General features: G+C 70.0%; 21 protein-coding genes. 7 read left to right on the forward strand and 14 right to left on the reverse strand.

Annotated features, from left to right (window positions below; all coding sequences use genetic code 11):
• Nucleotides 1–60: 60 nt before the first annotated feature.
• The 11 genes from ACEN9J_RS18675 to ACEN9J_RS18725 form a co-directional block, all read right to left on the reverse strand.
• On the reverse strand, nucleotides 61–1,170 hold the full coding sequence (locus tag ACEN9J_RS18675) for a YeeE/YedE family protein (RefSeq protein WP_093355170.1): 1,110 nt from the start codon (nucleotides 1,168–1,170) through the stop codon (nucleotides 61–63).
• A gap of 50 nt (nucleotides 1,171–1,220) precedes the next feature.
• Nucleotides 1,221–2,948, reverse strand: coding sequence for a thiosulfohydrolase SoxB (soxB, locus tag ACEN9J_RS18680; protein ID WP_413761736.1), 1,728 nt, complete (start codon nucleotides 2,946–2,948; stop codon nucleotides 1,221–1,223).
• A 22-nt stretch (nucleotides 2,949–2,970) separates the two neighbouring features.
• Nucleotides 2,971–3,636, reverse strand: a complete 666-nt coding sequence (gene soxX / locus ACEN9J_RS18685; protein WP_057593575.1) for a sulfur oxidation c-type cytochrome SoxX — start codon at nucleotides 3,634–3,636, stop codon at nucleotides 2,971–2,973.
• A gap of 11 nt (nucleotides 3,637–3,647) precedes the next feature.
• A complete protein-coding gene (gene soxA / locus ACEN9J_RS18690; RefSeq protein ID WP_057593576.1) occupies nucleotides 3,648–4,451 on the reverse strand; it encodes a sulfur oxidation c-type cytochrome SoxA in 804 nt (267 codons plus the stop codon).
• Nucleotides 4,452–4,460: 9 nt separating this feature from the next.
• Entirely contained in the window at nucleotides 4,461–4,772 is a 312-nt protein-coding gene (soxZ, locus tag ACEN9J_RS18695; RefSeq protein WP_172705585.1) for a thiosulfate oxidation carrier complex protein SoxZ, read from the reverse strand.
• A gap of 48 nt (nucleotides 4,773–4,820) precedes the next feature.
• The gene (gene soxY, locus ACEN9J_RS18700) at nucleotides 4,821–5,276 is read right to left on the reverse strand and encodes a thiosulfate oxidation carrier protein SoxY (RefSeq protein WP_057593578.1); all 456 of its coding nucleotides are present in this window, start codon (nucleotides 5,274–5,276) and stop codon (nucleotides 4,821–4,823) included.
• Between the two features lie 49 nt (nucleotides 5,277–5,325).
• Entirely contained in the window at nucleotides 5,326–6,384 is a 1,059-nt protein-coding gene (locus ACEN9J_RS18705; protein WP_413761737.1) for a c-type cytochrome, read from the reverse strand.
• Entirely contained in the window at nucleotides 6,368–7,711 is a 1,344-nt protein-coding gene (soxC, locus tag ACEN9J_RS18710; RefSeq protein WP_413761738.1) for a sulfite dehydrogenase, read from the reverse strand. The genes ACEN9J_RS18705 and soxC overlap by 17 nt, the downstream gene beginning before the upstream one ends.
• 19 nt (nucleotides 7,712–7,730) lie before the next feature.
• On the reverse strand, nucleotides 7,731–8,042 hold the full coding sequence (locus ACEN9J_RS18715) for a c-type cytochrome (protein ID WP_093355153.1): 312 nt from the start codon (nucleotides 8,040–8,042) through the stop codon (nucleotides 7,731–7,733).
• Nucleotides 8,043–8,197: 155 nt separating this feature from the next.
• Nucleotides 8,198–8,668 carry a hypothetical protein gene (locus ACEN9J_RS18720; RefSeq protein WP_413761739.1) on the reverse strand — a complete coding sequence of 157 codons (471 nt, stop codon included), beginning with the start codon at nucleotides 8,666–8,668 and terminating at the stop codon, nucleotides 8,198–8,200.
• Nucleotides 8,665–9,618, reverse strand: coding sequence for an MBL fold metallo-hydrolase (locus ACEN9J_RS18725; RefSeq protein WP_413761740.1), 954 nt, complete (start codon nucleotides 9,616–9,618; stop codon nucleotides 8,665–8,667). The genes ACEN9J_RS18720 and ACEN9J_RS18725 overlap by 4 nt, the downstream gene beginning before the upstream one ends.
• A 124-nt stretch (nucleotides 9,619–9,742) precedes the next feature.
• On the opposite strand from ACEN9J_RS18725, the gene ACEN9J_RS18730 reads away from it, so the two are divergent.
• Nucleotides 9,743–10,159 (forward strand): DsrE family protein, encoded by a 417-nt coding sequence (locus tag ACEN9J_RS18730; protein ID WP_261215120.1) that lies wholly within the window; start codon nucleotides 9,743–9,745, stop codon nucleotides 10,157–10,159.
• A 22-nt stretch (nucleotides 10,160–10,181) separates the two neighbouring features.
• Here the strand turns inward: ACEN9J_RS18730 and ACEN9J_RS18735 are convergent, their stop codons facing one another.
• Entirely contained in the window at nucleotides 10,182–10,508 is a 327-nt protein-coding gene (locus ACEN9J_RS18735) for an ArsR/SmtB family transcription factor (RefSeq protein ID WP_093355146.1), read from the reverse strand.
• A 275-nt stretch (nucleotides 10,509–10,783) separates the two neighbouring features.
• On the opposite strand from ACEN9J_RS18735, the gene ACEN9J_RS18740 reads away from it, so the two are divergent.
• The 5 genes from ACEN9J_RS18740 to ACEN9J_RS18760 are packed head-to-tail and all read left to right on the forward strand — an operon-like array spanning nucleotide 10,784 to nucleotide 17,864.
• The gene (locus tag ACEN9J_RS18740; protein WP_057593589.1) at nucleotides 10,784–11,893 is read left to right on the forward strand and encodes an efflux RND transporter periplasmic adaptor subunit; all 1,110 of its coding nucleotides are present in this window, start codon (nucleotides 10,784–10,786) and stop codon (nucleotides 11,891–11,893) included.
• Entirely contained in the window at nucleotides 11,890–15,000 is a 3,111-nt protein-coding gene (locus ACEN9J_RS18745; RefSeq protein ID WP_413761741.1) for a MexW/MexI family multidrug efflux RND transporter permease subunit, read from the forward strand. Before ACEN9J_RS18740 ends, ACEN9J_RS18745 begins: the two co-directional genes overlap by 4 nt.
• Entirely contained in the window at nucleotides 14,997–16,496 is a 1,500-nt protein-coding gene (locus tag ACEN9J_RS18750; protein WP_412179429.1) for an efflux transporter outer membrane subunit, read from the forward strand. The genes ACEN9J_RS18745 and ACEN9J_RS18750 overlap by 4 nt, the downstream gene beginning before the upstream one ends.
• A gap of 50 nt (nucleotides 16,497–16,546) precedes the next feature.
• A complete protein-coding gene (locus ACEN9J_RS18755) occupies nucleotides 16,547–17,233 on the forward strand; it encodes a helix-turn-helix transcriptional regulator (protein ID WP_413761742.1) in 687 nt (228 codons plus the stop codon).
• A 49-nt stretch (nucleotides 17,234–17,282) separates the two neighbouring features.
• Nucleotides 17,283–17,864, forward strand: coding sequence for a superoxide dismutase (locus ACEN9J_RS18760; protein ID WP_413761743.1), 582 nt, complete (start codon nucleotides 17,283–17,285; stop codon nucleotides 17,862–17,864).
• Nucleotides 17,865–17,868: 4 nt separating this feature from the next.
• Here ACEN9J_RS18760 and ACEN9J_RS18765 read toward each other — a convergent pair whose 3' ends face one another.
• Nucleotides 17,869–18,246, reverse strand: coding sequence for a VOC family protein (locus ACEN9J_RS18765; protein WP_261215102.1), 378 nt, complete (start codon nucleotides 18,244–18,246; stop codon nucleotides 17,869–17,871).
• A gap of 291 nt (nucleotides 18,247–18,537) precedes the next feature.
• Here ACEN9J_RS18765 and ACEN9J_RS18770 point away from each other — a divergent pair, with 291 nt between their 5' ends.
• Nucleotides 18,538–19,521, forward strand: a complete 984-nt coding sequence (locus ACEN9J_RS18770) for a Bug family tripartite tricarboxylate transporter substrate binding protein (RefSeq protein ID WP_261215100.1) — start codon at nucleotides 18,538–18,540, stop codon at nucleotides 19,519–19,521.
• Between the two features lie 15 nt (nucleotides 19,522–19,536).
• On the opposite strand, the gene ACEN9J_RS18775 is transcribed toward ACEN9J_RS18770, so the two are convergent.
• Complete coding sequence (locus ACEN9J_RS18775) at nucleotides 19,537–19,935, reverse strand: hypothetical protein (protein ID WP_413761744.1); 399 nt, start codon at nucleotides 19,933–19,935, stop codon at nucleotides 19,537–19,539.
• Between the last annotated feature and the right edge of the window lie 109 nt (nucleotides 19,936–20,044).

Below are 20,044 nucleotides of genomic sequence, written 5' to 3' on the forward strand. Positions count from 1 at the left end.
GATGCCGTCTTTATCGAGGTGGCCGCAGGGGCCGGGTCAAGCATGGCGCGCCCCACGCACTCAAAGATCGCGCTGCAGCTGCCAGGCCTGGTACTTGAGGCTCGCCACCGCACCCGCGACGATGCCGACGATCGCGGGCAGGCTCGCGAGACTCAGCGTGGAGAGCGCGCTCAGGCCCTGGCCGATGGTGCAGCCCATGGCGGTGACGCCGCCGATGCCCATCAGCACGGCGCCGCCCAGATGGTGCGCGAGGTCGCCGCTGCCGGCGAAGCCCTCCCAACGGAACTCGCGCGTCCACAGCGCCTGCGCGGCGGCACCCACGATCACGCCGGCCACCGAGGCGATGCCCAGGGTCAGCAGTTTGTTGGCGTCGCTGTAGAACATCAGCCAGTCGAGCGCATAGGCCACGGGCGTGACGAAGCTCAGCGCCTCGGCGCGGCCGGAGTTGGTGGCGAGGAACACGTGCTCGAGCGTGAGCGGATGCTCCTCGACCACGGCCCAGTGGCCGCTGAGCCACCAGGCGGCCACCACCAGCGCGCCGATGGCGAGCCCGCCCGCGAGGCTGCGCGCATCGCGCCGGCCCCAGGCGGCCCACGCGATCAGCGCGCCGCCCGCGACCAGGCCGATCGCGAGCCGCAGCGGCGCGGCCTGCATGCGCAGCGCGCCGGCCAGCACCTCGGGCAGCGAGGCATTGACGGCCAGCTCCAGGTGCACCGCGTCGACGGTGGCCACGCGCAGCACGGCGGTGATGCCCTTGAGCGTGGCGAAGGCCGCGATGCCCATCACCAGCAGCACGACCAGCGCCTTGAGGCTGCCGCCGCCGACGCGCACCAGCGTCTTGTTGCCGCAGCCCGAGGCCAGCACCATGCCGAAGCCGAACAGCAGGCCGCCGACCAGCGCCGAGAGCCAGAGGATGCGGTTCGATGCATAGAGCGTGCGGTCGGCGTCGACCCAGCCCGCGAACACCAGCGCCGAGAAACCGATCAGCGCGACGCCGCCGGCCGCGGCCCATTGCCGCACGCGCGTCCAGTCGCCGAGGTTGACCACGTCGCTGATCGCGCCCATGGTGCAGAAGCGCGTGGCGCGCGCCACGGCGCCGAACACGGCCGAGAGCGCGAAGGCGGCCGCGAGCGCGAACGAGGTGAGGAGGGAGACCTGTTCGACAGACATGCGGCGATTCTAGGGAGCGCGGCGTGCGGCCACGCTCCCGCCCGCGGCCCTCAGGCCAGCCCCGGATTGGGCGCGACGTTCTTCAGCACCGGCGCCTCGGGCGCGCGCGCGGCCACCACCTTGCGCGACTTCAGCCAGGGCTCGATCACCTCCCACACCGGCTTGTTGCCGGCGCTGCGCGCCTCTTCGCTCACCGGCGCCCATCCCGCCACCTTGTAGGTGCGGCCGGCCTCGATGGGCTTGCCGTCCAGGCGCATGTCCTGGATGCGCTGCCCCATCGCGGCCGTCGGGTCGCAGGCGTACTGCAGGCCGCCCACGCGCACCATGTCGCCGCCCTGCTGGTAGTAGGGGTCGGGGTTGAACAGGTTGTCGCAGACGTCCTCGAGCACGGTCTTGAGCATCTCGCCGCTCATCGGCGTGACGGTGGCGTACGAGTAGGTGGTGGCGGTCATGTCCATCAGCCATTCGCGCGTGATGGGCTGGCCCGGCAGCAGCGAGGTGCCCCAGCGGAAGCCCGGCGAGAAGGCGATCGGCGCGTCCTGCACCTCCATCAGCGCGTCGAGCAGCAGCTGGTCGCCGGTGCCGTTGAAGTTGCCGCGCCGGTACAGCGTGCCGTCGGTGTGCGCCAGCGTCTCCGACAGCTTGGCTTCGTAGGGCGCGCGGATGCGCGCGATCAGCGCGTCCATCTCGCGGTCGGCCGGGATCAGGTCGGAGAACACCGGCAGCAGGCGATAGCGGAAGTCGCTGACCTTCTTGCCCTTGACCTCGAAATCGAGCACGCCGAGGAACTTGCCGTTGGAGCCGCCGTTGACCACGATGGTCTGGCCGCCGGCATTGCTCACCAGCGTGGGCATGGGCGTGCCGTCGTGCGTGTGGCCGCCGAGGATGGCGTCGACGCCGCGCACGCGGCTGGCCATCTTGAGATCCACGTCCATGCCGTTGTGCGAGAGCACGACCACCACCTGCGCGCCCTTGGCACGCGCCTCGTCCACCACGCGCTGCAGGTTGTCGTCCTGGATGCCGAAGGTCCAGTCGGCCACCATGTAGCGCGGGTTGGCGATCGGCGTGTAAGGAAAGGCCTGGCCCACGATGGCGCAGGGCACGCCGTTGATCTCGCGCAGCACATAGGGCTTGAAGACCGGGTCGCCGAAGTCGGCGGTCTTGACGTTCTGCGCGACGAACTCGACGCGGCCCGCGAAGTCCTTGTCGATGATCTCCTTCACGCGCTCCATGCCGTAGGTGAACTCCCAGTGCCCGGTCATCACGTCGACGCCGAGCAGCTTGCAGGCATCGACCATGTCCTGCGCCTGGGTCCACAGCGAGGTGGCCGAGCCCTGCCAGGTGTCGCCGCCGTCGAGCAGCAGCGCGCCGGGCCGGCTGGCCTTGAGCTGCTTCACCAGGGTGGCGAGGTGCGCGAAGCCGCCGACCTTGCCGTAGCGCTGTGCCGCGCGATCGAAGTCGAGGTGCGTGAGCGCATGCGCCACGCGCGTGCCCGGTGCCACGCCCGCGGCCTTGAGCAGCTGCTCGCCGACCAGGTGCGGCACCTTGCCGCGCATGCTGCCCAGGCCGATGTTCACGCTGGGCTCGCGGAAGTACAGCGGCTTGAGCTGCGCATGGCAATCGGTCATGTGCAGCAACGACACGTTGCCGAAGCGCGGCAGCGCGTACATCGCATCGACGGCACCGGCCGCGCCGGCGCCGTCGTGGCGCCCCAGGCCCAGGCCGGCCACGCTGCCGGCGCCCAGCAGTTGCAGGAACTCGCGCTTGGAAAGGTTCATGGAAGCGGCGGGCCCTCTGCGTCTATCGGTTGACCGGCGACTTCGGATCGAGCAGCAGCCCCATCACGTCGCGGATCTGCGCTTCGTCGAGGATGCCCGAGTGGCCGACGCGCGGCATGTTCGAGCAGGCGTTGTAGGCGCGCGCGTTCCAGAGCTTGCCCCAGGTGTACTCGACGATCGGCTTCGAGGCCGCGGCCGCCGGGTCGCTCACGCCGCGCAGCTTGCCGTACTGGTAGAGGCTGGGACCGAGGGTGCCGAAGGAGATCTCCTCCTTCGACATCTGGTGGCAGTTGTAGCAGTTGCCGCCGTTGGCCGGCCCCTTGGCGGAGGCGGCCGCGTCGGTCCAGGTCAGGCCGCGTCCGTTCTGCGCGATCTTCTCGCCCTCGCGCCAGTCGCCGACGAACCTGCCGTCGGCGGGCCAGCGGATGGTCTTCATGTTGGCCGCCTCGATCTCCTTGGCGGTCTTCTCGTCGAGCGGCTTGCCGCTGGCGTCGGCCTCGCTGCAGGCGCGGTTGGCCGGGTCCTGCACGAGGCGGTCGACCTTGGCGATGCCCTGGTCGCGGAACGAGCTCTTGAGAGCCTCGGCGGTGTAGCGGTCGATGTCGGCGGCGCTGTCGGCGCTCGCGCAGCCGAACAGGGCCAGCGCGCAGGCGGCCGCGACGGCACCCAGGATGTGGTCGGCATTCATGTCGCGTTCCTTCAGCGCTTGATGGCCGGGGCCGTGGTCTTCACGCCCTTGCCGTTGACGCCCATGTACACGGCCAGCGCGATGGTCGCGTCGCTGGCATAGCCCGGGTAGGGAAAGCGCTGCTGGCGAAAGCAGTCGTTGAGCCGCCGCTGCATGCCCCAGAGTTCGCCCGAGGACACGCGGTAGGCCGGCCAGGCACCGAAGCCGTCGCCGGCGCCGGGGCTCTTCGTGAGGTTCGGCAGGTCCTGCAGCCGGATGCGCTTGTCGTCGGCACCGTGGCAGGTGGCGCAGGCGAAGTCGTGCGGTCCGGCGCGCAGGAAGAACAGGCGCTTGCCCACCTCGTAGGCGCGGCGCTCGCTCGCATGCGACTGCGGCAGGTTGAGCGCCATGCCCTTCGACTCGGCCGAGATCCAGGCCACCAGCGCCTCGAGGTTCTTCTGCTCGCCGCTGCCGAACGGCGTCTTCGCGATCTCGGCGGCATCGAAGCCCTGCAGGGTCTGCATGCAGGTCAGCAGGCGCGACTCCATGTCCTGCACGCGGCCGGTGTCGGCGAAGTGGCGCGGCAGCTCGGCGAACGCGCCCTTGACCACGCCCGGGCCCTTGCCGAGGTCGCACTTCTCGAGCGAGGCGCCCTTGGGCCCGCGCTTCTGCTTCCAGAGGTCTTCGCCCTTGGCCTCGAACAGCTCGGCCGGGTTGCCGTCCTGCAGCAGCGCGCGGTACTCGGCGATGCCTTCGGCGGTGGTCTTCTGCGCGGCGGCGTGCAGCGACAGGCTGCCCGCCAGCAGCAGCAGGCACGGGAGTGGGATCTTGCGCATGGCGGCCGCCTAGCTGACGGTGGCTTCGTCGGTGCGGGTGTCGCCGCGGTTGTCCTTCCAGGTCACCGAGATCTTGTCGCCCGCCTTCGCGCCCTTGAGCGTGAACTGCATGAACGGGTTCTTCGAGACCGCGGGGCCCCAGTCGGCAGTGAGCACGGTCTTGCCGTTGAGCGAGGCCGTGACCTCCTGGATGAACCAGGCCGGGATGGTCTTGCCGGCGGCGTCCTTGCGCTGGCCGGTTTCCATCTCGTGCGCCATCAGGATGCGGACGGTCGTCTTGTCGCCCGCGGCCTGGGCGCGGATGCGCATGGGATCTGCCATGGTGGGTCTCCTTCTCTCGTTGTTTCTTCGTGGGGGTCGGCGCGCGCGTCAGCCGCCGCAGCCGCCCAGCGTGACCTTGACTTCCTTCTTCGCGAACAGCGCCTTGCCGTCGTTCATGACGGCGATCGCGTACACGTCGGAGGACTGGCCCAGCTTGGCGCGCGTGGTGAAGTTCGGCTCGACGAACTCCGAGGTGTTGAAGATCGCGACCACCGCGTTCGGGTTCTTCTCGACCAGCAGCATCAGCTGCTTCACGCCGGCCAGCGAGGTCGCGACGCTGAGCGGCACCACGGCGCCGTTCTCGGCGATGTCGGGGCCGGTGATCGTGACCTCCTTGCTCTCGGTGGGCGTGCCCGCGCCCACGGCCTTGAGCGCGTCGGCCACGCTCTTGGCCTCGAAGGCTTCCTTGGTGTAGGCCAGCGCGCTGGCCGGCAGCCAGGCGCCGGTGGCGGCGAGGCCCGCGAGCGCGGCGGACTGCTGGAGGATCTGTCTGCGGTTCTTCATGGCGTGTCTCCTGTCGAATCGATGGTGGGCCGGGTGCGTGGCTGCCGCGTCATGGCCCGGCGCTTTCGGCGAGCCAGCGCGCGACGGCCCTGGCATCGTCGTCGCCGATGGTCTGCGGCGGCATCGGGATCGCACCCCATACGCCGCTGCCGCCGCTCTTGATCTTCTCGAGCAGGTGGTCGACCTGGCCCGGGTATTTCTTCGCGATGTCGGAGAAGGCGGGGCCGACGAGCTTCTGCGTCATGCCGTGGCAGGCGACGCAGCTGTTCTTCTCGAGCACGGCGAGCGGGGCCTTGGAGGCCGGTGCCGCCGCGGCGGGGGCACCGGCCTTCGCGGCCGGCGCGGTGTCGATGCCGCGCTGCGGGCCCACCAGCCGGTTCTGCTCGGCGAGGTTGCCGTGGCTGCCGCGCGCATGCGGCGGCAGCTGCGACACGGTCTGCGTGGCCGGCACGCAGTCGCGCATGCAGGCGACCGCCGCCACGTCGGGTTTCGCCGCGCGGCCGAACTCGTTGCCGGGCCACATCGCGTGCGCGGTGCTGGTGCCGTCGCGGTTCGGCATGCGCGCCTGTACCTCGCGGATGTTGCGGTCCGACAGCGTGAAGTCGTCGGGCACGATGCCGCCGAGGTTCAGCATGTAGGCGGTGACGGCGAACACGTCGTCGGGCGTCAGCGACTTGGGCTGGTTCCAGGGCATGGCGCGGTAGACGTAGTCCCAGACGGTCGAGAGGCTCGCCACCTTCATCAGCGTGGTGCGGCCCGGGAAGGCCGGGTCCTTGAGCCGCGCGACGTGGCCGGTCTTGATGTCCTCGGCCGTGGTGCCGCCGACGATGGGGCTGAACACCTGGTTCGATTCGCCGAACACGCCGTGGCACGAGGCGCACTTGCTTTCCCACAGGTCCTGGCCGCGCGCGACCGAGCCCGAGCCCTTGGGCAGGCCCTTGAAGTCGGGACGCACGTCGATGTCCCAGGCCGCCACTTCCTTCGGCGTGGCGTCGCGCCCGATGCCCGGGTAGGCGGCCTTCGGCTGCGCCCAGGTGGCGATGCAGACGCCGCAGCCCGCGAGCGCCAGCAGCGCGCGCAGCACGATGCGGCTAGCCGAGCTGGACATTCGCCACCTCCCCGCTCGCCTGCACCTGCCAGGACTGGATCGCGTTGTTGTGATAGATCGATCGCGTGCCGCGCACCGCGCGCAGCTGGCGGTAGCCGGGCTGCACGTAGCCGGTGTCGTCCATCGCGCGGCTCTGGATGATGGCCGGCGAACCGTCCCACACCCAGTCGATGTTGAAGCGCGTGAGGCACTTCGAGAGCACCGGCGACTCGAGCCGCGCGCTGCGCCAGTTGCGCCCGCCGTCCACGCTGACGTCGACGCGCTTCACCTTGCCGCGCCCCGACCAGGCAAGGCCGGTGATGTTGTAGAAGCCCTTGTCCAGCAGCATCTGCCCGCCCGAGGGCGTGGTCACCACGCTCTTGCATTCCTGCACGCTCGTGTACTGGCGGTGCTGGCCGTCGGGCATCAGGTCGACGTAGTGCACGGTCTCGTCCTTGGTGCCGTAGGGCATGTCGCCGAGCTCGATGCGACGCAGGTACTTGACCCAGCTCACGCCCTGCACGCCCGGCACCACCAGGCGCAGCGGGTAGCCCTGCTCGGGCCGCAGCATCTCGCCGTTCTGGCCGTAGGCCACCAGCACCTCGCCCGAGCGCACCAGGCTCATCGGGATGGTGCGCGTCATCGAGGAGCCGTCCGCGCCCTCGGCCAACACGAAGCGCTCGCCCTTGAGGTCGGCGCCGGCCATCTCGAGCAGCGTGATCAACGGCACGCCCGTGAACTCGCTGCACGACAGCATGCCGTGCGTGTACTGCGCGGTGGGCACGGCGACGTTGCCCCACTCCATGCCGGTGTTGGCGCCGCATTCGATGAAGTGGAAGCGCGACACCGAGGGCAGCCGCATCAGCTCGTCGAGCGTGAAGACCTTGGCGGCCTTCACGAGGCCGTTGACCATCAGGCGGTGCTTGGACGGATCGATGTCCCACCAGCCCTGGTGATGGCGCTCGAAGTGCAGGCCGCTGGGCGTGACGATGCCGAACAGCGACTGCAGCGGCGCGAACGAGACCGAGGCTTGCGCGGTCGGCGTGAGGCCGGGGCTCTGGCGGCGCTGCACGTTGGCCTCGTACTTCGAGGGCTTGCCGTAGCCGTCGGTGACCACGGGCTGGCCGAGGCCGGTGCTGTGCGCTGGCAGCTGGAGAATCGCCGGATCGCCATCGGCCTGCGCGAGCGCCGCCGTTGCCGCGCCGCCCGCGACGGCGGCCGCGAAGGCGCCGCGGATGAAATCGCGGCGGCCCTTGCGCGCTTCCGAGAACACGGTGCGCACGCCCTGCGCGTCGACGAAGTTCTCGGGCGCCTTGCGCACCTGGCCGGGCTGCTGGATGTTGCTCATCGCAGGCCTTCGCAACTGCCTACTTGGCGCCGCCCAGCACCCAGGCGGCCAGCGACTTGGCGTCGGCCTCGCTCAACGCCGGCTGGCCCGGCATCGGCACCGGCCCCCACTTGCCGCTGCTGCCCTTCTGGATGCTCGCGGTGAGCACGGCCAGCGCATCGGACTGACCCGCGTACTTCTTCGCGACGTCCTGGTAGGCCGGACCCACGAGCTTCTTGTCGGTCGCGTGGCAGGCGAGGCAGGCGTTCTTCTGGGCCAGCTCCTTGCTCGCATGCGCCTGGACGCAGATCAGCAATGCGGCGGCGACCGCGAGCGACGGCAACAACTTCAATTTCGTCTCCTCGAAACTCGCATCGAAGCTGCCAGTTTCATCGTTAAATAAGTAAATCGTTATGTATTGATTTTAGGAGTCCGCGCGTCGATGGGAAGGGCTTCGTGCCTGGGGGAAACCCGCTCGGCACGCTCATGCATAACGCTAGCTCGCGATCACGCGCGCACGGCTGTACGGGCCTGGTTCAGCCGCTGCTCGAGGTAGGCACCGTAGAAATCCGAGGCCCCGCCCGCGAGCCGCTCGGCGACCTCGCGCGCGCCGCGGCCGAAGAACAGCAGCGTGGGCGCGACCGCGATGCCCCAGGCCGCGAGCAGGGCCTCGTGCGTGCGCGGCGCACCGTCGAAGTCGCGCACCATGCGGCGGTCGCGCAGGTCGATCTGCACCACGGGCAGGCCCGTCGCCAGCTCGGGCATCAGGTAGTGCTCGCGCACGATGCGGCAGAAGGGGCAGCCGCGCAGGCTGGCCATCACGACCAGCGGCTGCGAACGCGCGAGCGCATTGGCGAGCGCATCGGCCAGAGAGTCGGGCGCGGGCAGCGCCGACTCGGCGGCATGCGCCACGGGCCAGACGCACGACAGCGCGATGCCAGCGAGGGCGCCGCGCCGCGTGGGGCCGCGCGCGTTCATCGCGTCTCCTGCTCCATCAACAGGTAGGTGTTGTAGGCGTTCATGCGGTTCGCGGCCTTGAACAGCGGCATGGCTTCATAGCGCGACCAGTCGGTGGCCGCATAGGCTTCCTCGAAGGGCGTCATGTCGGCCGCGGCCTTGCGCATGGCCTCGCGCAGGAACACGAGGTAGTCGCGCGTGAGCTGCAGGTCCTGCTTCGGATCGGAGGAGGCCGGCCCGTGGCCCGGCACGATGATGCGCGCATCGAGCGCGAGCAGCGCATCGAGCGCCGCGATCCAGTGGCGGCTGTCGGCCGTGCCCACGTAGGGAATGCGGTTGCGGAACACCACGTCGCCCGAGAACAGCACCTGCTGCTGCGGCAGGTAGATCGCGAGGTCCTCGGGCGTGTGGGCCGGGCCCGCGGGCTGGATCACGAAGCGCGTGCCGCCGATCGTCATCTCGGTGCGGCCCTCGAGCCAGACATCGGCCGGCACCAGCCGCGTGCTGTCGTCGATCCATGGCGCCAGGTCCTTGCGCGAGGCCTCGAGGCGCAGCCGCGCCGCGTCGGAGTACAGGTAGGTCCTGGCCAGCGCATGCGCGATCACCTGCGCGCCCAGCGCCTTGAACACCTGCAGGCCGTAGATGTGGTCGGCGTGGTAGTGCGTGAGGATCACGTGGCTGATCGGCTTGGGCGTGATGCGTCGAATCTCCCGCACCAGCCGCTCGGCCGCGGCCGGCGAACCGAGCGCATCGATCAGCACCACGCTGTCGCGCGTGACGACGAAGCCCGCGTTCGAGATGAAGTTCTGGTTCTCGGCCGAGCCCAGTGCCGGCACGCCCTGCACGTAGTAGACATCGGGTGCGACGGCGCGCGGCGCGATGTCGGGCGCGGCACCCGCGCTCGCCACGAAGAGGCCGAAGGCCAGCGGCCACAGCGTGCGAAGAAGCGCGCGAAGAAGGAGCGGGAACATCGTGGCGTCTCTCTTTTTTTCATCGTCGCGCGATGCATCGCCGCGCGACCCCGGACTTGCCCGGCTGTAAATATAAGTAGAAGATGATATTTTGAGGTCCACAACAACAACCGAGGGTTTCCCCATGAGACAGGCATTCATCGCGTTCCTTCTGGCCATCGCGGCGTCGTTCGCCGGCGCGCAGCAGGTGGTCAAGGCGGTCTATCACGTCAACACCGGCGTCGAGACCAGCGCGGCCATCCTCGCCAACATCACGAACCACCTCAACGCCGACCCGAAGGCGAAGATCGTGGTGGTGACGCACGGCCCCGGCATCGACTTCCTGCTGAGCGACGCGAAGGACAGCAAGGGCCGCGAGTTCAGCGGCCCGGTGAGCGCCCTGGCCGCGCGCGGCGTGGTGTTCGACGTCTGCAACAACACGCTGACCACGCGCAACATCGACGCGGGCCGGCTGCTGATGGAAGCGAAGGTGGTGCCCTCGGGCGTGGCCGAGGTGGCGCGGCTGCAGGCGCAGGAAGGCTACGTCTACCTGAAGCCCTGAGGGCGGCGGCCCGCCACGGGCCTCAGGCCTGCTCGATGGCGATCTGCACGCAGATGCTGCGGCACAGCGCCACCACGGTCTCGTTCGCGATGCTGTAGTAGATGCTCACGCCCTCGCGGCGCCGCGCGAGCACGCCCGCCTGGTAGAGGGTGTTGAGGTGCTGCGACATGTTGGGCTGCGTGGTGTCGATCTCGGCCAGCAGCTCGCTCACGTTCTTCTCGCCGTTGCACAGCAGGCTGACGATCTTCAGCCGCATGGGCGCGGCCATGGCCCGGAACAGCTCGGCAGCGATGTCGAAGACCTCGTCCTCGGTGACGGCCGCGGGCTTTTTTCGGGACTTGGTGGCCATGCTGAAAGATTTTTGAGCAGGCCGCAATGTACATCGGCCCCCGGCCCCGCGCGCAATGCACGGCCGCCGGACCGGTGAATCGCGCGCGTCACAAACCCTCCCCATCGCCCGTCTTCGCTGCAGCGGCATGTGCCGCTCGATCTTCGGAGATTCCAGATGCGCGACACGACCCGGATAGCCCGCCTTCATCGGGGGCATTGCTTTCCTTTATTCGACAGGCCGCCACGAGCCCGCCAATAATCCAAGTACTTTCTTTGATTAATAACGGTATGATCATGAACGCACGATCAAGGGCCTGGCTCGGTGCCGGCTTCGCGGCAGTGGTGGTGGGAGGGGCCGGCTATGGCCTCGTGGCGAAATCCAGAGCGGCCGACGGCGGCGGTGGCGGCGGCATGCCGCCGGCGCAGGTGGCGGTGGCCGCGGCGCGGCAGACCGAACTGCCGCGCTTCCTCAGCGGCATCGGCACGCTGGAGGCGAACCGGCAGGTCGAGGTGCCGGCCGAGGTGGAGGGGCGGATCGCGAAGATCCTCTTCACCGCGGGTGCCGAGGTGCGCGCGGGCCAGTTGCTGGTGCAGCTCAACGACGCGCCCGAGCAGGGCGACCTCGAACGGCTGCAGGCGCAGCGCGCCAATGCGAAGGCATTGCTCGAGCGCACGCGCCGGCTGCTGCCGCAGCAGGCCGCCACGCAGGAGCAGCTCGACCAGGCGCAGGCCGGCTACGACCAGGCCAGCGGCGAGCTGCGGCGGGTGCAGGCGCAGATCGCCCAGAAGCGCATCGTGGCGCCCTTCGACGGCCGGCTGGGCCTGCGCAAGGTCAACCTCGGGCAGTTCGTGCGTGCCGGCGATGCACTGGTCTCGCTGACCGACGCCCGCACGCTGCTCGCGACCATCACCCTGCCCGAGGCCGCCCTGCCCGCGCTCCAGCGCAACCAGCAGGTGCTGCTCAACGTCGACGCCTGGCCCGGCCGCGCCTTCCAGGCCCGGCTCAGCGCGATCGAGCCGCAGATCGGCAGCGACACGCGCACCGTGCGGCTGCAGGCCGCGATCGACAACGCCGACGGCGCGCTCGCGCCCGGCATGTACGTGAGCGCGCGCGTGGCGCTGCCGCCGCGCGCCGACGCCATCACCGTGCCCGAGACCGCGATCACCTACAGCACGCACGGCGACTCGGTCTACGTGGTGCGCCCGGCCGACAAGGGCGAGGGCTTCGTGGTGCAGCAGCTGTTCGTGACGGCCGGCGACCGGCAGGACGGCCAGGTGGTGATCGAGAAGGGCCTGCAGGCCGGCGAGCGCGTCGTGACCTCGGGCCAGCTGCGCCTGTACGGCGGCGCCGCGGTGCAGCCGATGGACAAGGACACGCTGGCCGTGCGGGAGCGCAAGTCATGAGATTCACCGACCTGTTCGTGCGCCGGCCCGTGCTGGCGCTGGTGGTGAGCACGCTGATCCTGCTGCTGGGTGCGCGTGCCCTCGGCTCGCTACCGGTGCGCCAGTACCCGCTGACCGAGAGCACCACGCTGACCATCACCACCCAGTACCCGGGCGCCTCGCCCGAGCTGATGCAGGGCTTCGTCACGCAGCCGATCGCGCAGGCGGTGGCCACGATCGAGAACGTCGACTACCTGTCGTCCTCCTCCACGCTGGGCCGCAGCGTGATCACCGTGCGCATGAAGCTCAACGCCGACGCCAACCAGGCGCTCACGCAGGCGATGGCGCAGGTGAGCCAGGTCAAGTACCGGCTGCCGCAGGAGGCCTTCGACCCGGTGATCCTCAAGTCCTCGGGCGAGGCCACGGCCGTGGCCTACGTGGGCTTCTCGAGCAAGACCATGGGCATGCCCGCGCTCACCGACTACCTCTCGCGCGTGGTGCAGCCGCAGTTCGCGTCGATCGAGGGCGTGTCGGGCGTGGAGGTCTCGGGCGGCCAGACGCTGGCGATGCGCGTGTGGCTCGACGCCAACCGCATGGCCGCGCGCGGCATCTCGGCCGGCGAGCTGGCCGACGCGCTGCGCCAGAACAACGTGCAGGCGGCGCCGGGCCAGGTCAAGGGCCTGTACGTGGTGTCGAACATCCGCGTCAACACCGACCTGGTGAACGTGGCCGAGTTCCGCGACATGGTGATCAAGCGCGACGGCGATGCGCTGGTGCGCCTGGGCGACGTGGCCACGGTCGAGCTCGGCGCGGCGAGCGCCGACGTCAGCGCGATGATGGACGGCGACAAGGCCATCTACCTCGGCCTGCAGGCCGCGCCCAACGGCAATCCGCTGGTGATCGTGAAGCGCATCCGCGAACTGCTGCCCGGCATCAAGCAAAACCTGCCCGCGGGCGTGGAGGTGCAGCTGCCGTTCGAGCTCGCGCGCTTCATCGAGGCCTCGATCGACGAGGTGCGCCACACGCTGCTCGAGGCGGTGGTGATCGTGGTGCTGGTGATCTTCCTGTGCCTGGGCTCGGTACGCGCGGTGCTGATCCCGGTGGTGACCATTCCGCTGTCGATGCTGGGCGCCGCGGCGCTGATGCTGCTGTTCGGCTTCTCGATCAACCTGCTCACCCTGCTGGCGATGGTGCTGGCGATCGGGCTGGTGGTGGACGACGCGATCGTGGTGGTGGAGAACGTGCACCGCCACATCGAGGAAGGCAAGTCGCGCGTGCAGGCGGCGCTGATCGGCGCGCGCGAGGTGGCCGGCCCGGTGATCGCGATGACGCTCACGCTGGCCGCGGTGTACGCGCCGATCGGCCTGATGGGCGGACTCACCGGCTCGCTGTTCAAGGAGTTCGCCTTCACGCTCGCGGGCGCGGTGGTGGTGTCGGGCGTGATCGCGCTCACGCTGTCGCCGGTGATGAGCTCCTTCCTGCTGCCGCAGGACGCCACCGGCACGCGCATGGCGCGGCTGGCCGAGGGCTTCTTCCACTGCCTGGCCACCGGCTACGGCCGCGTGCTCGACGTGTCGCTGCGCCACCGCTGGGTGACGGGCGCGCTGGCCGCGGTGGTGCTCGCGAGCCTGCCCTTCCTCTACAACGCCGCGCAGCGCGAGCTCGCGCCCGGCGAGGACCAGGCCATGGTGCTGACCGCGATCAAGTCGCCGCAGCACGCCAACATCGACTACGTCGAGAAGTTCGGCAAGAAGTGGGACGACGTGTTCGCCGCGCTGCCCGAGAACACCGGCCGCTGGTTGATCAACGGCTCCGACGGCGTGTCGAACTCGATCGGCGGCGTGCAGCTGTCCGACTGGAAGGACCGCCAGCGCAACGCCGACCAGATCCAGCACGAGGTGCAAGGAAGCATGGGCGCGGTGGAAGGCAGCAACATCTTCGCCTTCCAGCTGCCCTCGCTGCCGGGCTCCACCGGCGGGCTGCCGGTGCAGATGGTGATCCGCAGCCCGGGCGACCACCGCAGCGTGTTCGAGGCCATGGAGGCGCTCAAGAAGGCGGCACGCGAGAGCGGCAAGTTCGCCGTGGTCGACAGCGACCTCGAGTTCAACAACCCGGTGGTCGAGGTGCGCGTGGACCGCGCCAAGGCCAACAGCCTGGGCGTGACCATGAAGTCCATCGGCGACACGCTGGCCGTGCTGGTGGGCGAGAACTACGTCAACCGCTTCGGCATGGACGGCCGCTCCTACGACGTGATCCCGCAGACGCCGCGCGAGCAGCGGCTGACGGCCGAGGCGCTGTCGCGCTACTTCGTGAAGAGCGCGAGCGGCCAGCCGGTGCCGCTGGCCAACCTGGTGCAGCTGTCGACCAGCGTGGGCCCGAACAAGCTCACGCAGTTCAACCAGCTCAACGCCGCCACCTTCCAGGCCATTCCGATGCCCGGCGTGACCATGGGCGACGCGGTGGCCTTCCTGAGCGCCGAGGCGAAGAAGCTGCCGGCCGGCTTCAGCTACGACTGGCAATCCGACGCGCGCCAGTTCACGCAGGAGGGCTCGGCGCTTGTGCTGGCCTTCGTGTTCGCGATCGTCGTGATCTACCTGGTGCTGGCCGCGCAGTACGAGAGCCTGCGCGACCCGCTGATCATCCTGGTCAGCGTGCCGATGTCGATCTGCGGCGCGCTGGTGCCGCTGGCGCTGGGCTTCGCGACCATCAACATCTACACCCAGATCGGGCTGGTGACGCTGATCGGGCTGATCAGCAAGCACGGCATCCTGATGGTGGAGTTCGCCAACGAGATCCAGACGCGCAAGGGCTTCGACCGCCGCGCCTCGATCGAGGAGGCCGCGCGCATCCGCCTGCGGCCGATCCTGATGACCACGGCCGCGATGGTGGTGGGCCTGGTGCCGCTGCTGTTCGCGAGCGGCGCGGGCGCCAACAGCCGCTTCAGCATCGGGCTGGTGATCGTGGTCGGCATGCTGGTGGGCACACTGTTCACGCTGTTCGTGCTGCCCACGATGTACACGCTGCTCGCGCGCGACCACCGCGCCGCGGGGCAATCGAAGCGCGCGGCGGAGCTCGCGGCGCTCGAGGACGGCCCGGCGACACCGGCCACCGCGGGCAGTCACGCATGAAGCACGGGAGAACGACCATGAAGGCCTTGACCCTTTCCCTGTCGACGCTGGCCACGGCACTGCTGCTGGCCGGCTGCGCGGTCGGCCCGCGCTACGCGGCGCCCGAGACCTCGCCGGTGACGATCGCCGCGCCCGAGCGCCACCTGTTCGCGCCCGACGCGGTGCAGCGCGACTGGTGGCGCCAGCTCGAGGATGCGCAGCTCGACGCGCTGATCGAGCGCGCGCTGGCCGCCAACCACGACATCCGCATCGCGCAGGCGCGGCTGCTCGAAGCCCGCGCCGTGCAGGACGAGGCCGAGCTCGACCGCTGGCCCACCGTGACGATGGGTGCGAGCAAGACCCGCGGCATCGCGCAGGGCAACGGCGTGCCGGCCGAGGCGCGCACGCTGGCCGAGAGCAGCCGCCTGGGCTTCGACGCCGGCTGGGAGATCGACCTGTTCGGCCGCCTGCGCCGGCTCGACGAGGCCGCCAGCGCGCGCGCCGAGGCCCAGGCCGCCGACCTCGAGCAGGCGCGCATCGTGGTGGTGGCCGAGCTCGCGCGCAACTACTACGAGATGCGCGGTGCCGAGCAGCGGCTCGCGGTGACGCAGCGCACGCTGCAGAGTCTGCGCGACAGCCTGCGCGTGACCGAGGCCCAGGTCGGCATCGGCCGCGGCCTCGCGGGCGACCTCGCGAGCGCGCGCGCCAACCTCGCGAGCACCGAGGCCCAGCTGCCGCTGTTCGAGACCGCGCGCCGCCAGGCCGCGCATCGCGTGGCGGTGCTCGCGGCACTGCAGCCGGCCGAGCTCGAGCCGATGCTCGCGCCGCGCCCGCTGCGGCTGCTCGCCAAGCGGCTGCCGGTGGGCGACCTCGGCGACCTGCTGCGCCGCCGGCCCGACGTGCTGCGCGCCGAGCGCGGCCTGGCAGCGAGCACGGCCGACGTGGGCGCGGCCACGGCCGCGCTGTACCCGCGGCTCGACATCGGTGGCTTCCTCGGCTTCATCGCGCTGCGCGGCTCGGACCTGGGCAGCGGGTCGAGCCGCGCCTTCAGCCTCACGCCGGGCCTGAGCTGGCCCGCGCTGCGGCTGGGCTCGGTGCGCGCGCAACTGCGCGGCGCGCAGGCGCGCGCGCAGGGCGAGCGCGCGGCCTACGAGCAGACCGTGCTGCGCGCCATCGAGGACGTGGAGAACGCGCTCACCGGCTACGGCCAGAACCAGCAGCGGCTGCAAAGCCTGGTGCTGGCCTCGGAACAGAGCGCGCGCGCGGCCGAGCTGGCCGAGGTGCGCTACCGCGAAGGCGCCGCGCCCTACCTGTCGGTGCTCGATGCGCAGCGCACGCTGCTGCGCGCGCAGGATGCGGTGGCCGAGGCCGAGACCGCCTCGTACACCAGCCTGGTCGCGCTCTACAAGGCCGTGGGCGGCGGATGGCAGGCGCCGGACGCCCCGACCGCGGGCCACGACGCGGGCGCGGCCAAGGGGCTTTCGGGCGTTTCCGCGAAGGACGCCCCGAGCACCTGACAATGCAAGGGTTGCCGCCTTTACGTTCCGCTCCCCACGAAGACCGCGCCATGTCCGCCAACGACACCGCCGACGCCAAGACCGCCTGGACCCCGCACCAGCCGGCCGACCGCATCCTCTCGACGCTCAAGACCCGCGGCGCGCTCGGCATCCCCGACATCGCCAAGGTGCTGCAGGTCACGGTGGAGGCGGTGCGCCAGCAGATGGCCAAGCTGCAGGCCGAGGGCCTGGTCGACGCCGAGAGCCGCAGCGCCGGGCGCGGCCGGCCGACGCAGATCTGGCGGCTCACGGCCTCGGGCCACGCGCGCTTTCCCGACACGCATGCCGAGATGACGGTGCAGATGATCAGCGCCGTGATCCAGGTGTTCGGCGAGAAGGGCATGGACCAGCTGATCGGCGCGCGCGAGGAGGCCATGCGCGCCAGCTACCGCGAGGCCCTGCGCGGCGCGCGCGGCATCGCCGCGCGGCTGGAGCGGCTGGCCGAGGTGCGCAGCCGCGAGGGCTACATGGCCGAGTACCGCCCCGACGACGAGGGCGAGGGCTTCCTCTTCATCGAGAACCACTGCCCGATCTGTACCGCGGCGCGCGCCTGCACGGGCTTCTGCCGCAGCGAGCTGCAGCTCTTCGACGAGGTGCTCGGGCCCGACGTGGCCGTGAGCCGCGTCGAGCACGTGCTCGCGGGCGCGCGGCGCTGCGCGTACCGCGTCGTACCCAAGGCGGGCAAGGGCGCCGGCTGAGCGCCCGACCCGCATCTTTTTCTTTTTTACCAACCAGAAGGACCCCACGATGGAACACACCCTGCCTCCCCTGCCCTACGCCCTCGACGCACTGGCACCCGAGTACTCGAAGGAGACCCTCGAGTACCACTACGGCAAGCACCACAACGCCTACGTGGTGAACCTCAACAACCTGCAGAAGGGCACCGAGTTCGAGTCGATGACGCTCGAGGAGATCGTCAAGAAGTCCAGCGGCGGCATCTACAACAACTCGGCCCAGATCTGGAACCACACCTTCTTCTGGAACTGCATGAAGCCGCAAGGCGGCGGCGCTCCCAGTGGCGCGCTGGCCAAGGCCATCGATGCCAAGTGGGGCAGCTACGACGCTTTCAAGGAAGCCTTCGTGAAGTCGGCCGTGGGCAACTTCGGCTCGGGCTGGACCTGGCTGGTGAAGAAGGCCGACGGCAGCGTGGACATCGTGAACACCGGCGCCGCCGGCACGCCGCTGACGACCGCCGACACGGCGCTGCTGACGGTCGACGTCTGGGAACACGCCTACTACATCGACTACCGCAACCTGCGTCCGAAGTTCGTCGAGACCTTCCTGGCCAAGCTGGTCAACTGGGGCTTCGCCGAGAAGAACTTCGGCTGATCGATCAGCCGTTGATCAGGTTCAGGATGTTCCCGTCGGGGTCCTTGAACCACGCGACCTTCATGTCGCCCATGACATGGAGGTCGCCCTCGTGCCGCGTGCCGGGCATGTCGTAGCGCTCGAAGCGCACGCCCTTGGCCCGGAGGGCGGCGACGAGGCGCTCGATGTCCGCCCCCACCTGCCAGGTGACGGCCGTCGCCTGGTTGGTGCCGGCGAACGACGAGCGGTACACGTTGAGGCGCGTGTTGCCGCTGCGGTAGACGATGACCTCGTCGCCCTCGGCGTCGACCTGGGCCAGGCCCAGCGTGTCCTCGTAGAAGCGGCGCGCCGCCGCCAGGTCCTTCACCGCGAGATTGGCCACGGCATCGATGTTTCCGAGCATGGAGCCTCCTGTTGTGGGCAGCAATGAATACTCAACCGTTCGGTGAAGTATTCGATCGCCCCGGGCGCCCTGTCAAGCCGCGTCAAGGCTCGTCACAAAGCCGTTGCCGCGGCGCCGCGCGGGCTCATCGGAGAGAATCGCCGTCCCCGGGCCAGCGCGCACCGAGACGAGGGCCATCGCGAAGCGCGAAAACCCGCGCCGAGCGCTTCCGGCACACTGCATCCCCGGCGCGGCGAGACCCGCCCCGGTGGCCGGCGCCAGGCCCCAACCCCTAGAGCAGAGACAACACCCATGATCCGCAGACTCCTTCGTCCGCTGGCCCTCGCGCTGGCGCTTCCGCTGGCCTTCGGCGCCGCCTCCACCGCCCAGGCCCAGGCCTGGCCCGCCAAACCCGTGCGCATGATCGTGCCCTTCCCGCCCGGCGGCGGCACCGACATCCTGGCGCGCCTGGTGGCCCAGAAGCTCACCGAGACCAACCACTGGACCGTGGTGCCCGACAACCGCGCGGGCGCCGGCGGCACCATCGGCATCGCCGAGGCCGCGCGCGCCGCGCCCACGGGCTACGACATCGTGATGGGCCAGAAGGACAACATGGTCGTCGCGCCCTGGCTCTACAAGAACCTCAGCTACGAGCCGACCAAGGACCTGACCGCGGTGGCCCACGTGGCCTTCACGCCCGTGGTGATCGTCACGCAGGCCAACTCCAAGTACAAGACGCTCGACGACGTGGTGAAGGCCGCGCGCGCCGCGCCCGACACCGTCACCTACGGCTCGCCCGGCAACGGCACCACCATCCACCTGGCCGGCGAGATCTTCAACGGCGCGGCCAAGATCAAGATGCGCCACGTGCCCTACAAGGGTTCGAACGCAGCCATGATGGACGTGCTCGCGGGCAACGTCGACCTGATGGTGTCGTCGGTGCCTTCGGCCATGGCCCAGATCAAGGCCGGCAAGCTGCGCCCGCTGGCCGTGACCTCGGCCAAGCGCAGCAGCTCGCTGCCCGACACGCCCACCGTGGCCGAGCTCGGCTACAAGGGCTTCGACGTGAGCACCTGGTACGGCCTGTTCGTGCCGGCCAAGACGCCCAAGGACGTGATCGCCACCCTGAACGCCGAGGTCAACAAGCTGCTGGCCACGCCCGAGATGCAGGCCGCGATCATCGCGCAGGGCGCCGAACCGCAGAGCATGACGCCCGAGCAGTTCGGCACGCTGCTCAAGACCGACTACGAGAAGTGGAAGGGCATCGTGCAGGCCTCGGGCGCGACCATCGAGTAAGCGCGACGCCGGACCTCAGCGCGCCGACACGGGCATCGGCGCGGCGGGCAGCACCAGCGGCGCGCCCGAGCGCGAAGCCCGGTCCCATCCGGGGTGCCGCTGCGCACGCTCGAGTTCGGCCGTCACTTCGGCGCGCGTCTTCGGCTGGGCATTGGTCGCCGGAACCGGCGTGCCGTAGGCCAGGAAGTTCTTCCATTTCGGATCGCTTCGCGCCGTCGCCAGCTCCTGGCCGACCTGGTCCGTCGACTTGCCCGAGCCGGCCAGTTCCGCATGGGTCTTGATGCCCGCTTCGTTGGCCGCGAAGTGCGAAGGCGCATCGACGTGCTGCACGCTCTGCTGGGCAAGGGCCACGGCCGGCACGAGGCCAGCCAGGGCAGAAGCGGCCGCGAGCGCGAGGATTTTTCTGTTCGACATGCATATCTCCTGTGGTTGTTCCCCGCGGCTGGATGTCAGGCGCGGGGGTGGAGATACGGCGAGGTGCGTGGGCGTGCCATCCGGGGCGTCGATCTCTCCACGCCCACAC

This window comes from Variovorax sp. Varisp41 (assembly GCF_047325085.1).
Taxonomy (GTDB): domain Bacteria; phylum Pseudomonadota; class Gammaproteobacteria; order Burkholderiales; family Burkholderiaceae_C; genus Variovorax.

Excerpts from the sequence above, each read along its gene's own strand:
- ACEN9J_RS18675 (WP_093355170.1), bottom strand. The coding sequence starts at position 1,170 with ATGTCTGTCGAACAGGTCTCCCTCCTCACCTCGTTCGCGCTCGCGGCC.
- soxB (WP_413761736.1), bottom strand. The coding sequence starts at position 2,948 with ATGAACCTTTCCAAGCGCGAGTTCCTGCAACTGCTGGGCGCCGGCAGC.
- soxX (WP_057593575.1), bottom strand. The coding sequence starts at position 3,636 with ATGAATGCCGACCACATCCTGGGTGCCGTCGCGGCCGCCTGCGCGCTG.
- soxA (WP_057593576.1), bottom strand. The coding sequence starts at position 4,451 with ATGCGCAAGATCCCACTCCCGTGCCTGCTGCTGCTGGCGGGCAGCCTG.
- soxZ (WP_172705585.1), bottom strand. The coding sequence starts at position 4,772 with ATGGCAGATCCCATGCGCATCCGCGCCCAGGCCGCGGGCGACAAGACG.
- soxY (WP_057593578.1), bottom strand. The coding sequence starts at position 5,276 with ATGAAGAACCGCAGACAGATCCTCCAGCAGTCCGCCGCGCTCGCGGGC.
- ACEN9J_RS18705 (WP_413761737.1), bottom strand. The coding sequence starts at position 6,384 with ATGTCCAGCTCGGCTAGCCGCATCGTGCTGCGCGCGCTGCTGGCGCTC.
- soxC (WP_413761738.1), bottom strand. The coding sequence starts at position 7,711 with ATGAGCAACATCCAGCAGCCCGGCCAGGTGCGCAAGGCGCCCGAGAAC.
- ACEN9J_RS18720 (WP_413761739.1), bottom strand. The coding sequence starts at position 8,668 with ATGAACGCGCGCGGCCCCACGCGGCGCGGCGCCCTCGCTGGCATCGCG.
- ACEN9J_RS18725 (WP_413761740.1), bottom strand. The coding sequence starts at position 9,618 with ATGTTCCCGCTCCTTCTTCGCGCGCTTCTTCGCACGCTGTGGCCGCTG.
- ACEN9J_RS18730 (WP_261215120.1), top strand. The coding sequence starts at position 9,743 with ATGAGACAGGCATTCATCGCGTTCCTTCTGGCCATCGCGGCGTCGTTC.
- ACEN9J_RS18735 (WP_093355146.1), bottom strand. The coding sequence starts at position 10,508 with ATGGCCACCAAGTCCCGAAAAAAGCCCGCGGCCGTCACCGAGGACGAG.
- ACEN9J_RS18740 (WP_057593589.1), top strand. The coding sequence starts at position 10,784 with ATGAACGCACGATCAAGGGCCTGGCTCGGTGCCGGCTTCGCGGCAGTG.
- ACEN9J_RS18745 (WP_413761741.1), top strand. The coding sequence starts at position 11,890 with ATGAGATTCACCGACCTGTTCGTGCGCCGGCCCGTGCTGGCGCTGGTG.
- ACEN9J_RS18750 (WP_412179429.1), top strand. The coding sequence starts at position 14,997 with ATGAAGCACGGGAGAACGACCATGAAGGCCTTGACCCTTTCCCTGTCG.
- ACEN9J_RS18755 (WP_413761742.1), top strand. The coding sequence starts at position 16,547 with ATGTCCGCCAACGACACCGCCGACGCCAAGACCGCCTGGACCCCGCAC.
- ACEN9J_RS18760 (WP_413761743.1), top strand. The coding sequence starts at position 17,283 with ATGGAACACACCCTGCCTCCCCTGCCCTACGCCCTCGACGCACTGGCA.
- ACEN9J_RS18765 (WP_261215102.1), bottom strand. The coding sequence starts at position 18,246 with ATGCTCGGAAACATCGATGCCGTGGCCAATCTCGCGGTGAAGGACCTG.
- ACEN9J_RS18770 (WP_261215100.1), top strand. The coding sequence starts at position 18,538 with ATGATCCGCAGACTCCTTCGTCCGCTGGCCCTCGCGCTGGCGCTTCCG.
- ACEN9J_RS18775 (WP_413761744.1), bottom strand. The coding sequence starts at position 19,935 with ATGTCGAACAGAAAAATCCTCGCGCTCGCGGCCGCTTCTGCCCTGGCT.